This is a genomic window from Candidatus Hydrogenedentota bacterium, assembly GCA_019637335.1.
Taxonomy (GTDB): Bacteria; Hydrogenedentota; Hydrogenedentia; order Hydrogenedentales; family JAEUWI01; genus JAEUWI01.
Map to the genome: position 1 here is coordinate 213,934 of JAHBVV010000001.1, position 14,827 is coordinate 228,760.

The 14,827-nt window shown below is 67.0% G+C and carries 12 protein-coding genes; 10 read left to right on the forward strand and 2 right to left on the reverse strand.

All coding sequences use genetic code 11. The features are described from left to right. The first annotated feature begins 48 nt into the window (after positions 1-48). From KF886_00855 to KF886_00870, 4 genes are all read left to right on the forward strand, one after another. Positions 49-453: a hypothetical protein gene (locus KF886_00855; GenBank protein MBX3175886.1), complete on the forward strand. Its 405-nt coding sequence runs from the start codon at positions 49-51 to the stop codon at positions 451-453. A 282-nt stretch (positions 454-735) separates the two neighbouring features. Next, complete coding sequence (locus KF886_00860) at positions 736-1,218, forward strand: 3D domain-containing protein (protein MBX3175887.1); 483 nt, start codon at positions 736-738, stop codon at positions 1,216-1,218. 63 nt (positions 1,219-1,281) lie between these two features. Then, positions 1,282-1,824 carry a type 1 glutamine amidotransferase gene (locus tag KF886_00865; protein ID MBX3175888.1) on the forward strand — a complete coding sequence of 181 codons (543 nt, stop codon included), beginning with the start codon at positions 1,282-1,284 and terminating at the stop codon, positions 1,822-1,824. Between the two features lie 11 nt (positions 1,825-1,835). Further along, a complete protein-coding gene (locus tag KF886_00870) occupies positions 1,836-3,005 on the forward strand; it encodes a glycosyltransferase (protein ID MBX3175889.1) in 1,170 nt (389 codons plus the stop codon). 10 nt (positions 3,006-3,015) lie between these two features. Here KF886_00870 and KF886_00875 read toward each other — a convergent pair whose 3' ends face one another. Beyond that, positions 3,016-4,236 carry a RidA family protein gene (locus KF886_00875; GenBank protein ID MBX3175890.1) on the reverse strand — a complete coding sequence of 407 codons (1,221 nt, stop codon included), beginning with the start codon at positions 4,234-4,236 and terminating at the stop codon, positions 3,016-3,018. Positions 4,237-4,640: 404 nt separating this feature from the next. Here KF886_00875 and KF886_00880 point away from each other — a divergent pair, with 404 nt between their 5' ends. From KF886_00880 to KF886_00900, 5 genes are all read left to right on the forward strand, one after another. After that, complete coding sequence (locus KF886_00880; protein ID MBX3175891.1) at positions 4,641-5,777, forward strand: class I SAM-dependent rRNA methyltransferase; 1,137 nt, start codon at positions 4,641-4,643, stop codon at positions 5,775-5,777. Positions 5,778-6,185: 408 nt separating this feature from the next. Continuing rightward, positions 6,186-7,589: a right-handed parallel beta-helix repeat-containing protein gene (locus KF886_00885; protein ID MBX3175892.1), complete on the forward strand. Its 1,404-nt coding sequence runs from the start codon at positions 6,186-6,188 to the stop codon at positions 7,587-7,589. Between the two features lie 89 nt (positions 7,590-7,678). Next, positions 7,679-8,635: a hypothetical protein gene (locus tag KF886_00890; protein ID MBX3175893.1), complete on the forward strand. Its 957-nt coding sequence runs from the start codon at positions 7,679-7,681 to the stop codon at positions 8,633-8,635. Further along, a complete protein-coding gene (locus KF886_00895) occupies positions 8,632-9,090 on the forward strand; it encodes a PIN domain-containing protein (GenBank protein MBX3175894.1) in 459 nt (152 codons plus the stop codon). The genes KF886_00890 and KF886_00895 overlap by 4 nt, the downstream gene beginning before the upstream one ends. Before the next feature lie 31 nt (positions 9,091-9,121). Beyond that, the gene (locus tag KF886_00900) at positions 9,122-10,033 is read left to right on the forward strand and encodes an alpha/beta hydrolase (protein ID MBX3175895.1); all 912 of its coding nucleotides are present in this window, start codon (positions 9,122-9,124) and stop codon (positions 10,031-10,033) included. Here KF886_00900 and KF886_00905 read toward each other — a convergent pair. After that, positions 9,978-11,744, reverse strand: coding sequence for an alpha/beta hydrolase (locus tag KF886_00905; GenBank protein ID MBX3175896.1), 1,767 nt, complete (start codon positions 11,742-11,744; stop codon positions 9,978-9,980). The genes KF886_00900 and KF886_00905 overlap by 56 nt on opposite strands. A 460-nt stretch (positions 11,745-12,204) precedes the next feature. Here KF886_00905 and KF886_00910 point away from each other — a divergent pair, with 460 nt between their 5' ends. Continuing rightward, positions 12,205-14,694, forward strand: a complete 2,490-nt coding sequence (locus KF886_00910) for a hypothetical protein (protein ID MBX3175897.1) — start codon at positions 12,205-12,207, stop codon at positions 14,692-14,694. Positions 14,695-14,827: the final 133 nt, after the last annotated feature.

The following is a 14,827-nucleotide window of genomic DNA, read 5'->3' on the forward strand; positions in this document are numbered from 1 at the left end:
CGCCTGAAAATGGACCATGCCCGCTCCCGGTCTACAGGAGGGCATGCCATGAACATGAACACACTCGCGCGGGGTGAACGGTGGATGACGCCGGCGGAGAAACGCCTGAACCGCCGTTTCGTAACAAGGGTCGCGCGCCAACTGCGCGCCCGGGGGGTGGCGGACTCTCCCATGCTGTGCCTGCGCATCGGGGACGTCGCCGTCACATGGATCCTCGCGCGACGTCTGGAAGCGGCCCTCGCGCCGGATCCCGCCGCGCAGTCCCCCGCCGTCGCGACCCCCGCCCAGGCCGACGCCATCGGCAAGAACCGGGAGCGCCTGCGGAAGTCGGTCAAGGAGCTCGAGGAGTTCTGCGAACGCAACGGCGCCCCGGTCGAAACAGGCCTGGCCGACATCGTGCGGCCCATGCTGCGCAATGTGGAGGGCGCGGGCCTGTTTTCCCCGGACCGGTGATGGCCGGGGATGGCCAAACATAATGTAGGATAGCCGTCCCGGCTGTCCGGACAGGCGGGACGCCTATCCTACTTTGCCCGTGACTTCTTTTGGACAGGCGCTTATGACGCGTTGCGTCACCCATTGAGGATGAAATGCTGCTCCTGACTGTTGGCGATCAACTGAAGTCCCGCACCCACAAGCCTTCGCGGCGGAGCCGCGGAGCTTGAGGGTGGCACCCGTGGCTCCTCTTGAAATCTCGGGACAGGCGGGACGCCTATCCTACTCTGCGTATCTGTAGGCATGGCGCGGGCCGCCTTGCAACCGCGCGGCTCCATATGCGATACCATCCACATGAAACCGTTCATCGTGCTAGTCATCGCCGCCCTTGCCCTCGCCGGGTGCGCGTCGAATCCGAAACCGGATGGTCCGCCGGTCGTGCGCGAACTGCTCACGACCGGCTACTGCAAGTGCGGGCGCTGCACCAACTGGCGCCACACCCTCTTCCTCCGGCGCACGGTCATCAAGGACGGCCCCAGCAAGGGCGATCGCAAAAAGGTGCGCAAGACCGCCAGCGGCAAGATGGCGAAGGTCGGCACCATCGCCGCCGACACCAGCGTATACCCCTTCGGGACGATTATGTACATTCCCGGCTACGGCTACGGCGAAGTGCAGGATGTCGGCGGGGCCATCAAGGGCCAGCACATCGATCTTTTCTTCAAGAAGCACGAGACCGCCCTGAAATGGGGCAAGCAGCGCAAGCAGGTCCAGATCTGGTTCCCCTGAGCGCCCGCGGACTGAACCCGCTTCGGGTTGCGCGCGCGATCCCCAACCGAAAAGGACGATCCCATGCTGGAAGATTCTCCACTCAAACATAAACGCATCCTGATCATCGCCGGCGAGATCTACGAAGATCTGGAGCTCTGGTACCCGAAGCTCCGCCTGGAGGAGGCGGGCGCGGCCGTGACCGTGGCCGGGCCGGAGGCGGGCGTGAAATACGCCGGTAAACACGGCTACCCCTGCGTTTCCGACGCCCGCATCGACGCCATGCTGGAGGCGGATTTTGACGGGCTTATCGTGCCCGGCGGCTTCATGCCCGACGCCCTGCGCCGCGATCCGGCGCTCCTCAAGCTCGTGTCGGATTTCGCGGCGGCGGGCAAGCTGGTGGCGGCCATCTGCCACGGTGGCTGGATACCGATCTCGGCGAAGGTTTACCGCGGCGTCCGCGTGACCGGATCGCCGGGCATCAAGGACGACCTGGAGAACGCCGGCGCCCTCTTCGAAGACGCCCCGGTCGTGGTTGATCGCCACTTCATTTCCAGCCGCCGCCCCGGCGATCTGCCGGACTTCTGCCGCGCCATCATCGCCTTTCTCGCGGCCTGGCAGCCCTGAACGAAGGGGCCATGCCCGATCCCGCCGACAGAGGGCCGCACGTCCTGATGATCGGGGCCTTTCCGCCCCAGGCCCAGGGCATTCCCGGCTATTGCGGGGCCCTGGCGGCCGCGATCGGCCGGCGCGCGACGATCCGCGCCCTGGGCTTCCGGGCCATGTATCCCCCGTGGCTCTTCCCGGGCGTGAAGGCGGCCAACGACCCCACCAGCGCGGCCCCGGAGGCCCCGGGCCTCACCGTGACGCACGCGCTGGCCTGGTACAACCCGCTCGGCTGGATCCGGCATGCGTGGCGCGCGCCGGCGGATGTCGTCCATATCCAGTGGTGGAGCCTGCCGCTGTTTCCGGTCTGCCTGACCTTCGCGCTGGCGGCAAGGATACGGAGGCTGGCCGTGGTGCTGACGGTCCACAACGTCCATCCCCACGAACCGAGCCGGGGCTTCACCATCGCCAGCCGCATCCTCTACCGCCTCGCCGATCACCTCATCGTGCACAGCAAGACGAACCGCGAACAACTCTGCGCCAGCGGGACGATCGCGCGCGACCACGTTTCCTGCATTCCCATGGGCGCCGACGATGGCCCGATCACGCCGCCGGATCGCCCGACCGCCCGCGCCACGCTCGATCTGCCCGAAGACGCCGAGGTGGTGCTATTCTTCGGCACGATCCGCCCGTACAAGGGGCTGCGCGATTTGCTGCGCGCCGCCGCGACCGCCCGAAAATCGCTGCCGCGCCTTCATCTCGTGATCGCGGGCAAGCCCTGGGAAGACTGGGCGCCCCTCGACGGCCTGATTCACGACCTGGGTCTGGGCGATTGCGTGCGCGCACGGCTGAAATACCTCCCGGAAGCCGATTTGCCGCCGATTCTTGCCGCCGCGGATCTCGCCGTGCTGCCCTACACGCATTTCGACGCGCAGAGCGCGGCCGGATCGCGCCTGATCGCCGCCGGGTTGCCGCTGGTCGTCACCGATACCGGCGGCTTGCCGGAGCTTGTGCAGCACGATCCTCGCTGGGTGGCGCCCCCGAACGATCCCGAGGCCCTCGCGGCGCGGATCGTGGCGTACTTCACCGATCCCGCCGCCGCCGAGGCCTTCCGCGATATTGCCGGCAGGACCCGCGCGGCGATGTCGTGGGACGGCGCGGCGGAGGCGCACCTTCGGCTCTACAGGGCGCTGCGGACGTAGGCGCTGCGGGCTATTTCGCGGCGCCGGTCGCCACCATATCGAGCACGAGCCGTTTATCCGGCGAGCCCGATCCCGCCACCGTCGCTTTCGAGGCCGCCGGCGGGCGCTCCGGGTCGTAGTATTCCGGGCGGATCTCGTTCAACGCGGTGGAGGTGTCGTCCGCCGTCACGTAGTACGTAGCCTTGATCATGTGCCTGAAATCGCCGCCCAGCGGTTCCAGCACCGCCTTCAACTGCGCGAAGATATCGTGCACCTGGCCGGCGGCATCCAGGGTTTTCCGCGCGGTGAAGCCCTGGGTGTAAATCCGCACCGGGCTGTTCACGATCGCGTAGCGGCAGTAGACCGGCGACCGCGCCACCTCGGGCGGCCAGCGGTGCTCGACCGGGTCCGCGCTTTCCGGGGCGCCCGGGATCCACGCGATCAGCTCGATCTCCGTGGGGATGCCGTTCAGCCAGTCCACAAAGGTCATCGCGGGCGCGGTGGCGTCCGGATAAAACGCCGCCATTACCGCTTCCGCCTCCGCCACGCCGGACGCGGGTTTCATGAAGGCCTTCAGGTGCACCACGTGCTCCGCGGACAACCCGTTCAGCGCAAGCACCTCGTGCAGCTGGTCCATCGTGCCCTTTGACGCGACGACTAGGTCTTGCGTATCCATCTCGGCCATGCCGGAAATGTAGAGCGCCCGGCCTTTCGGCAATACCGCCACGTGCGCCGCGCCGTTTCGCGCGGGGATCGCGCCGCTCGTGTGCCGCAGCACGGCCTCCGGCGCGCGATCATCCGCCACGGCCGCGATCGCGTCGGCCGCGACCAGCGCCGCCGGGTCCGCCAGCGCCGAAACAACCCAGGTCACCGCCGGGTGCGCGCCATCGCCCAGGCGGCCCTTCAGGCGCGCGGCCGCCTCCCCCACCAGCGCGTCCGACGTGACGTACATGTTCAGCCGCGCGATCGCGTCGAGGCTGGAACCCACTTCGCCCAGGATCGACGACAGGTTTGCGACGAGCCGGTCGAGCTGCGCGTCGAGCGTATCGCCCGCGATCACGCCCGACGCGTCCACCGGGAGAAGTTGCGCCGTGTGCGCGAGCGCCCGATCTTCAACGACCACCGCCGCCGCCAGGCCCGTCTCCGGGTCGACCGAAACGGCGCGGGTCCCTTGCGCCTGGACGGCCAGCGCGCTCACGCCCAGCCCCACAACCACGCCGAACATCCGGGAGATGCTTCGATTTCCATGCATGATGTCATTCCTGCCTCGTTGCGTTTCATTACAGCGTAAGCGCCGATGATATACCACGGCGGCGGGCGGGGCCAAGCGGCGATCGCGGGGCCGTTGGCGGCAGGGCAATCGCATTTAAACTCGACCTCGGTATATGGGCGTAAACTTGAGTCGATTTGGAACCTTGAATCAACGATAGTGAGCGTTTTGGAGCGCCGGCATCTGTGCCGGCAAGGTCCGGGATTCGCCGCAGGCGAAATGCCAGCGCGCCAACACGCGCCCCTTATAACATTGAAGGTGGTTCATGTGGCGCCCGGCTCGAGTTGGAAGTTTAAATGGGATTGCCCTGCCGTTGGCGGGCTTTGCGCGGTCGTGCTATACTTCCGGCCTCCCAACCGCGCCCCCGCCATGAGGTTCCTGTCGCCATGTCCAGCGAAATCCGCACCGCCACCCTGAAGCCCCGCGAAGAACGCCGCCTCCAGCGCGGCCATCTGTGGGCCTACCGCACCGAGTTCGACAAGCTCCCGGAACTGGAGGACGGCGAACTGGTGGACGTATATACGGGCCACCGGCGCTTTGTCGGGCGGGGCTTCTACCAGGCCCAGGGCGGCATCGCGGTGCGTCTCCTGGCCCGCCGGCAGGATGCGATCGGCGCGGACTTCTTCCGGGAGCGCATCGGCGCCGCGCGCGCACTCCGCGAGCGACTCTTTCCGGGAGCGCAAGCCTACCGCTGGGTTTTCGGCGAGAGCGACGGCCTGCCCGGGCTCGTGGCGGACCGCTTCGGCGGGACCGTGACCGTGCAGTCTTCGTGCGCGTTTTACCGGCCCTGGATGGACGCCATCGCCGGGGCCTTTCTGTCCAACGAAGGCGTCACGGGCGTGCGCGTGCAGGTGGCGTATGACGTGGTGACGCAGGGGGAAATTCCCGAGACCCTCGCCTTTGAACTCGAGGGGATGCAGGTGCGGCTGCGGCTCGAAGGCGCGCAGAAGACCGGCATGTTCCTCGACCAGCGCCTCAACCGCCTGGCGACCGCTCCCTTCGCGCCGGGCGCCCGCGTGTTCGACGGCCACTGCCACCTCGGGCTCTGGGCCTGCCACGCCGCCCGCGCCGGGGCCCGCGAGATCATCGCGGCGGACAGCGCCGAGGCCGCGATCGCGCTCGCCCGCGAAAACGCCGAGGCCAATGGCCTCGCGGACGCGATCGATTTCCGCCACGGCGATGTTGAAGCGGTGCTGGAAGCGGAGGAACCGTTCGACCTCGTGATCATCGATCCGCCGGCCTTCGCGAAGAGCCGCGGCCTGGCCAAGAAGGCGGCAAACCGCTACCTGGCGCTCAACCAGGCGGCCATCCGCGCGACCCGGCCCGGCGGACTTCTATTCACGTCGTCGTGCTCCCACTTCGTGCCGCCGGCCGACTTTCTCGACATCCTCAAGCGGGCCGCGGCCGCCGAGAAGCGATCCGCCCAGCTGCTGGAGTTGCGGGGGGCGAGTCCGGATCATCCGGTGCTCCTGAGCATGCCGGAAACCAATTATCTCAAGTGCGCGGTGCTCCATATCGCGTGATGCGGGCAATGCGAAGCCGCCGTCCACTTTCATCCTTACTGGGTGGCGCAACTCGTCATATGCGGCTGCTCCACTCAGAAAAAACGCCTCGGCATCACCACAACTGGCTCATAAAAACCAGATTACAGCAACTCTCCCAAGGAAGCGGCAAAGGCTGGGAGCGCAGGCGTCCCCGCCTGCCAGGCGGCGAAGCCGCCGTCCACTTTCATCCTAAACGGGCGCCACAATGCGGCACGAAGGCCAGCACCACATTCTCTTCGCGCTCCTTCTTGAAAGTACGGACGGGGACCCGGGGAGCGTGCACGACACTTGTACTGCTTTCGGTATGCGCTGGCATGCGCTGGCATGCGCCGCCTCGCTTCGCTATACTCGCCGGATACACCAGACCAACGCACGAGAGGAGCTTTCATGCGCAGCGTACGCGATTTCGGGGCTATCGGGGATGGCGTGGCGGACGATACCGCCGCAATCCAGCATGCCATTCAGGAGAACGTCAACGAGGTGGTGTTCCCCCCCGGCAACTACCGCATCACGAAGACCATCACCATCGACCTGGCCACAACCGGTTTTGTCAGCCTCGCCGGCAGCGGCGGGACCGCGAAGATCCTCATGGAGGGGGCCGGCCCCGCGCTCGACTTCCGCGGCAACCACGGCGGCACGGCGGGCCCGGAGACCTTCCAGGACGGCATCTGGGCGCGCGAGCGCATGCCGCTGGTGCAGGGCCTCGAGATCGAAGGGCGCCACCCCGAGGCGGACGGCATCCATTGCCACCAGACCGCGATGAGCACCTTTGAAAGCGTGCTCCTGCGGAAACTCCGCCACGGCATCCACCTCACGGAGCGCGCGCGGAACGTCCTCATCAGCCACTGCCACATCTACGACAACAGCGGCGTGGGCGTGTTTCTCGATCACGTGAACCTGCACCAGATCATTGTCGCGAGCAGCCACATCAGCTACAACAAGCTTTCGGGCATCAAGATCCTCAACGGCGAAGTCCGCAACGTGCAGATCACGGGCAACGACATCGAATACAACTACGACCGGCATGTTTCGGAAGGCGCGCCCGCAAGCGCGGAGATCTGGATCGAGACCACCGGCGAGAAGGCCACCATCCGCGAAGGGACCATCGCGAGCAACACCATCCAGTCGCGCTTTTCGCCAGGCGGCGCGAATATCCGCTTCATCAGCCGCCCCGAAGCCAACCTGCACGCGGGCCTCTTCGCCATCAGCGGGAACCTCATCGGCAGCCAGGAAACCAATATCGACCTGGTGTCGGCGCGGGGCGTATCGATATCCGGCAACGTGATCTACAGCGGCCACCAGCGCAACCTGCGGGCGACCAATTGCCGGAGCATTGCGGTTGCCGGGAACACTTTCGATCACAACGGCGATTACCTGCCGAAGGAACTGGCCACGGGCATCACGTTTGACGGCTGCACCGACTGCACGCTGACCGGCTCCATCATTCACGACGCCTTTGCGGGAGAGCACACCGTGAACACCCCGGTGACGCTGGAACGGAAGGGGCTGGTTGAGATCATCGGATGCCAACGAATGACCGTTAGCGCCTGCCAGATCCTGGACCCAGGCCTGCCGGGAATCTACCTCGATTCCTGCGATCTGGTGAACATCCAGGGTTGCTCGATCCTCGATTCCCGCGAAGAAAACAAGATGCCCCACGCCATCCACTGGACCGGCCCCGGCCAGGCCAACCAGATCGGAAACTGCACGCTCGGCCAGGGCGGCGCGGGGGCCATCAACGCGGCGGCGGAGGCGAACGTGAAGGTCGGGGACAACGTGGAAGTGGCGTAATCTGAAAGCGGATAACCCGGCCGCGGTTCCGCCGGGATCGGGTATACTGAGCGTATAAAACGACAGGGAGCAGATGCGCTTTCGATACCATGATTGAACACACCATTACATTGCACGGGCCCGGCGCTGGCGGCGGCAAACCAAGGCCAGCCGCCGCGGCCCCGCTGCTGTCCGTGCTGGAGCCCGCGCTCCGGGACAATCTTCGCCTGGCCTTTTTCTCGTCCAGCCGCATCAAAGGTCGCCCGTCCCGCCCGTTGCAGAAGGCGTGGGCGATCCGCCTCGCCGGGCTGCGCGCGGGCCAGGACGGCGCGACCGTGCTGGTCTTCGAGGCCCCCACGCTGGGCGAAGCCGCGCCAGCGCTCTACGATCAGCGCGATCTGTGGGACGACGCGCCGGGCCCCGACGAAACCGCGCTTGATCTTCTGGGGTATACGCTCGCCGACATCGGCGCCCGCCTGGATACGAGTAACCGGTTCGATCTCCCGCTCCTGCGCCGGATCCACCAGTTTCGGCGGGCGCTGGATCACGGGGTTTCCCGCATCACGATCAGCGGCCAGCGCCGGGCGCCGCGCCGGGATATACCGGCGATCGAACAACCGCTGATCGAAGCGGTGGGCCGGTTGATCAGCACGACCCCATCGCCGCGCCGCGTCCGGGTTCAGGGCGTTCTCGACATGGTGCGCTGCAGCGATCGCGTGTTTGAGGTCGAGACGGGCGGCGGCGAGCGCCTGCGCGCGGTCTGGACGCCCATGGACCTGGCGCCGCTCAAGGAATACCTGAACACGGGGGTGCTTATCGAGGGAGACGCCAGTTTTCGCCCCAATGGCAAGGTGCTGCGTGTGGATGTGGACGCGATCCGGCCGGCGCTTCCGGAAGACGCGTTTTTCTCCGTGCTGCCCCGGCCCGAGCCCAATCCGGCGCAAGCGGCGCATTTGCCTGACCGCGGTTCGCGGGCGAATGGCGGCCTGGCTTCCCTGGCCGGGGCCTGGCCCGGGGATGAGTCCGCCGAAGAACTGCTTGCGACCCTGGCGGACCTCGGGCGGTGAGCGAGCCCCCCAATTACATGTTGGATACGGGGCTGGTGCTGCATATCGTGCGCGGTTCCGCCGCCTTTCAGGCAATTGACACGATATACCAACTTACTCAGTCCCGATTCCGCCCCTTGATATGCGTCGTAACGCGCGGGGAAATTCGCGCCATCGCATACCGGCGCGGCTGGGGTGAGAAAAAGCTCCGGGAACTGGACGCGCTGCTGGATAAACTCGTATACATTGACATTAGCGATCCGGCGGTTATCGAAGCGTACGCCCGGCTGAGCGCATGCGCCACGGAGCGCGGCTGGGCGCTTCACAGCCAGAAGAACGATCTGTGGATAGCCGCCGCCGCACAAGTGACCGGATCCGTCTTGCTCACCATGGACCACGATTTCACCAGCGCGCATGAGGACGGCCTTATCAAGCGTGTACTGTTCGATCACGTAACCGGCGCGGTCGTGCCGTAGACACGTTTTCGCACGAGGGAGTAAGGATTCCATGGATACATTGTTTTCCGCGCGCGGATTCGCCGTGCTGGTCGCCCTTGTTGTGGCCCTGTTCGCCCCCGGGCAGGAGCGCGATCCCAACCTGCCAGCGGACTATGAGGCGAGCCTGGCGGCGATGTCCGCCGCGTTCGCGGGGGGCGCGCTCGAACTGGAAGATGGAACGAAGCTTGCCTGGCATATTCGCGACGGGGATGGGCCGAACCTGGTGCTGATTCCCGGGAGCTGGGGCGACTACCTGAGCTTCAACCGCTTCGTACCCCATCTCGACGCGAACCTGCGCATCATCATCATTGAGCTGCGCGGGCACGGCGACAGCGGCAATCACCAGATGGGCGCCACGATGGCCGATCTGGCGGACGATGTCATGCGCGTGGTGGCGCATCTCGGCCTGGACCGCTACTACTTGGGCGGCCACAGCATCGGCGGCATGCTCGCCGTCGAAATCGCCGGACGCGCGCCGGAAGGCCTGGCGGGCGCCATCCCGATGGAGGGCTGGACGCACCACACGGTCCAGTTCAACGCCTTTGGCCACCTCGGGCCGTTTCCGTCCACGCCGGCCGTCGCCGCGGAGCGCGCCGCCAACCGCGACCGCGGCCAGGCGCGCCTCACGCCGGAGGAGATCCGGGATTTCGCATCCATCTGGCGGAAGTGGGACGGGTACGAGGCGCTCCTGGCGACCTCAACACCGATGCTGCAACTCTGGGGCGATCGCGGGCAGAAGGAGCGGCCCGGGCGCGCCATGATGCAGATCCCGGACCGCGAAAACATCCAGATCTTCTGGATTCCGAACGCCTCGCACGCGCACCTCGTGGAGCAGCCCGAAGCCGGGGCCCAGGCCGTGAACGCGTTTATTCGCTCGGTGGAGGCGCAGGCGGCAGCAGGTGCTCCCGCAGAAAGTCCATGATCAGGGCGTCGCGCGCTTCGCCACGGCCCTCGAAGCCGCACGCCACCACGCAGGGGACTCCCGCCGCATCCAGCTTCTCCTTCAGGGCGAAGCCGAAGCGCGGGTGGTGTATCCCCACGCGCAGCGAGGTCACCGGCGCGTCCGCCGCGCTGTTGTAGGTCATGAGGACGGGCGGATCGTCCGGGGTGATGTGTGTGATCGGCGCTGTCTCTTCGAAGAGGCGGTACTTTTCCTCGGGCAGGTTGTCGATCTCGCTCGACTTGACGCCAAACAGGTAGCCCAGCGCGGGATGCTCCCAGGTGGCCATCTCGGGGATCAGCGCGCGGACGTAGCGTGGGTCGTAGGAGGCCTGCCCGTTCTCCGCGGCGATGCACGCGAGCCGGCTCGACTCGCGAAGCACGGGATCGGTGTTGTCGGGGTCCGCCAGGTCCTCGTGGAAGCCGAGCCAGAGCGACAGGCCCGCGCCGGCGGAATCTCCGTTCGCCGCGATGCGCGCGGGGTCGATGTTCCATTCCGCCGCGCGGTGGCGCAGGTACTGGATCGCCCGCGCCGCGTCGTGAAACGGGACCGGCGCCATGACCTCATCGGTCAGCCGGTAGGTGATCGCCGCAACGGAGATGCCGGATTCCAGGCAGGCCGCCAGCAGCCGGTTGCTCACCTTCTTGTTGCCGCCCCGGAAGCCCCCGCCGTGGATGGAGACGAGGAGCGGCGTGGGGGAGTCCGACGGCGCGAGCCACACGTCCATCACGTTGCGCCCGTGCGGACCGTAGGCGACGTTGGCACGGGTAGGCGCGACCACCGGCACAAACGGGGCCTCGGGCTGCGGCTTCAGGAGCGTCTCCCGCAGGAACGCCAGCGCGGCCGACCAGGCTTCGTCGCGCACGGCCGCCGAACCGCGGAGGTTGTGGCCGCCCGCCTCAAAGAGCAGCAGGCGGCTCTCCGGGCGCACGGCCTTCATGGCCTCGTACATCCGCTCCGACTGCTTCCAGTACACGGTGCGGTCGTCCTTGCAATGCGCGAGCAGCATCGGCGCGTCGCCCGTGGACACGTGGTAGTAGGGCGAGGCCTGACGCCAGACCGCGCTTTCCGGGGAGAAGGGCTCCCCGATCCAGGCGCCGTTCGTCCTCCGTTTCTCCGGATTGTTCTCGTTCTCGTTGCTCTCGCGAAAGCGCTCGATGAAATCGAAGACCCCGGCATAGGTCACGGCGGCCTGCACCCGGCTGGAGACCCCGGCGTTGCCGCCATCGCCCTCCAGGTCGGGGTGATCCGATACCGCCAGCATCGCCGCCAGATGCCCGCCCGCCGACTGGCCAAACGCGCCGATCCGCGCGGGGTCGATGGAGAGCAGCCCGGCCTTCGCGCGCAGGAACCGGACCGCCGCCTTGGTGTCGTGCACCGCCGCCGGAAACGGATGCTCCGGCCAGCCGCGGTACCCGATGCTCGCCGCCGCGAAGCCCGCCTCCGCAAAACGCCGCGCGGTGTCCCCGAATCTGTCCTTGACCTGCGGGCGGAATCCCCCGCCGGGAATAACCACAATGCAGGGGACGGGTTCCGGCGTCGAGGCGGGAACATAAAGGTCCAGCAGGAGGGTCGCTTCGCCATAAGCGGCGAAGGGCAGGCTCCGGTAGACCGAGACGGCGCCGTCGAGCGGCTCGGGCGCGGGAAGGTCGGCGGCGAAAAGCGCGATGGCGGGCAGGAGCAGGGCAATCATGGCCGGGGTATCCTGGGGTTGAGGTGAACCAGAGGCATTGGTAACACTTTAGCGGTCTGAAGTGCGGAACAGTATGTGTTTTTACTAATGGAGCCGGTGTGCATGGAGCGCCGGCGGCCCGCCGGCTTTGCACCGAAGGTGCAAGAATACGTTGCCGGGGTCCTCCGACGACACGCGGCTTCTGATGCAACGGTAGCATTTCCAGAATGCTGTATTGCGCCGGTGGCGCAATCTGCCGGCGAGCCGCCGGCGCTCCATAGATCAACGTAGTCTTTATTCAGCAAGTCGCTCTGGTTTGGCCACTGTACTTCGTTCGGCTAGAGTGATACAGGCATTGTAGAACGCCGCCCGCCGGGCGTCAATGGGCTTGTGCGCTCTGCCGTTCCCGCCGGGCGTGATCTCGCGCCCGCCGCTCGTCTACACTGCCCCCGAATCAACACCCCGCCAACCGGAGCGCCCCATGTCCCTTTCCGTGCTTGCATCCCTGCTCTCCATCGCCGCCGCCGCGCAGTGGCAACACCCCGCCGGCCAGATCACCGACGCCACGCTCGAGGGCGTGCGCGAGAAGGTCGCGGCGCACGCGTGGGCGCGGGAGGTCTACGACTCGCACCGGCGCGCGGCGCAGCCGTGGGTCGATTTGTCTTCCGAGGAACTCCGCCGGATCTTCCCCGTCGAGGGCGGCAATGTGTACCACAATTTCTCGTGCCCGGACGACCGGGTCACCCTGCAATTCGATCCGTTCAACCCCGACGCCTTCACCTGCGGCACGTGCGGGAATGCGTTTCCGCCGGAGGCCGATTCCGGGGTCTATGAGCCGGGGGACCGCTACCACGGCGATCTCTATGACGGCTGGATCTGCCTGTTCCACATCACGCTGACGCAGCGGCTGGTGGAGATGGCGGCGATCGGGCGGCTGGAGGGCGACGCGCGGCTCCTGGATCGCGCAGAGGAAATTCTGCTGCTCTACGCGGAGCGCATCCAGGCCATGCCGTGGCGCCCGGGCAAGGGTATTTCGCCGGAGGCCGAGACTTTCCGGCAGTATGGCAGCATCTTCACCTACCACCGCGAGGGCGACAACAAGATCCTGGCGGATCTCGCGCAGACCTACGAGCTCCTGCGCGACCGCATGACGCCGGAGGACCGGGAGGCCGTGGAGACCCACCTCCTCCAGCGCATGCTGGACGACGTCATGCTGGAGCCGTACTACGTGTATGATCATAACAACATCTACCAGTGGCACCGGACCATCGCGCAGGCGGCGCTGGCGCTGGAGCGCGAGGATCTCATCGACTGGGTCTTCGGCTTTGGCGCGTATGACGCCGCGCATTTGTCGGAGCACCGGAGCATGAGCCGCATCCTGGCGGCGCACTTCAACGAGGACGGCGCCTTCTGGGAGCTGGCGTCGGGCTACCACCTCTACCCGGTCAGCTACCTCTGCGAGTTCGCCGTGCTCTCGCACCACCTCGCCCGGATGGACCCGGACCGCTTCCCGCCGGAACAGTACGACCTGACCCGCCGCGAGAGCCCGGGCGGGCGGGTCATCCACAACGCGCTCACGTGGTTCTTGTCCATGGCCATGCCGGACCGGAGCATGACCATCGTCGGGGATTCGACGAAGGCCCGCGCCGGGATGGACAGCTACGCCTGGACCGGCGAGGTGGGCTACCGCTACTTCGGGATCGAGGCCGTCGGGGACTACCCGCGTCTCCGCGAAGGCCGGCGCACCTGGGATGGCCTGCTGCACGGCGCGCCGGAAATCCACCAACACGAAACGCCCTACACCAGCTCCCACCTCTCCAGCGGGTGGGTGTCCCTGCGCGGCGAATGGAACGGCGAGCGCGTCTGGGCGGGGATCAACGCGCTCATTAAAGGCGGCGGGCACCAGCACGCCGACCACCTCACGTTGACCCACTTCGCGCAGGGGGAGCTGCTCGCGCTGGAAAAGAGCGTGCCCTACAACGAGCAGAACCTCCGCGTGCTCGGCACGCTCACTCCCGCGCACAACACCGTCACCGTGGATTTCGAGTCCGGACCGCAGGGCGAGGCCCTCACCCCCGAACAGACCCCCATTATCCGGTACTTCCACGCCGGCCCCGAGGTCCAGTTCGCGGAGGTACACGGCGATCGCCTGTACGACCAGACCTCGGTCTACCGCCGCTCCGTGGCGATTATCGAGGATGTGATCGTGGACCTGTTCCGCGTCGAGGGCGGCGAGACGCACGACTGGATCGTGAACCATGCGGGGATCGCGCCCGCGCTTTCGCTGGATACGGCGGCGGGCGATTTCGAGCCGAAGGCGTGGCTGGCGAACGGTTCGGGGACGGTCCGGGCGGCCGCCACGGGCGATGACTGGTCTGCGGAATGGCCGGTCAACGGGGCCACGTCCCGCCTGACCATGGTCGGCGCGCCGGAGACCCGGGTGTACGCCCTGGAGACCTACCCGCTCAACAACGCCGTGATCACCGAGGCCTTTCCGCCCACCCAGACGCTGTGCGTGCGGCGCACCGAGACCGCGCCCTTCCTCGCCGTGTGGGACGCCTGGAAAGACCGCCCCAACGTAAAGCGCGTGCTCCCCGCAACGGACCGGTCCGACGCCGTGCTTGTGGAGACCGCCGCACACACCTGGCGCATCGCCTTCGGCCCCGGAGCCGCCACGTTCCCGGACGGGGTCCGCATCGAAACCGACGCCGCCTTCACCGCGCTGCGCGATCGCGACGCCGTAACCGTCATCGGCGCGACGGCGATCGCCATCGAGGGCCCGAGCGCGCGCGGGCGGATCACATTGCCGGAACCGGCGTCCCTGAGCGCCGTGTGGCGCGGCGGCGCGCCCGTGCTGGCGGTCACGGGCGACATTGCCCACGATACCCGCGGTGGCGTCGATCATCCCCGCCCGGCCCCGCCCGTGCGGCCCGAAATCACCGGAGACTGGTTCGCGGCGGGCGGCGGCTGATTCGCGCGCACGGCAAAGGTCCGGTGAACGGCATCGTCCCGCAGCTTTGCGTCTCGTAGGAGAATGCCTCCAACTGTCCATTTGGTGATAGTTCAGCGGATTGAAGCTGGCTTGATTCCTCGACGGCACAATC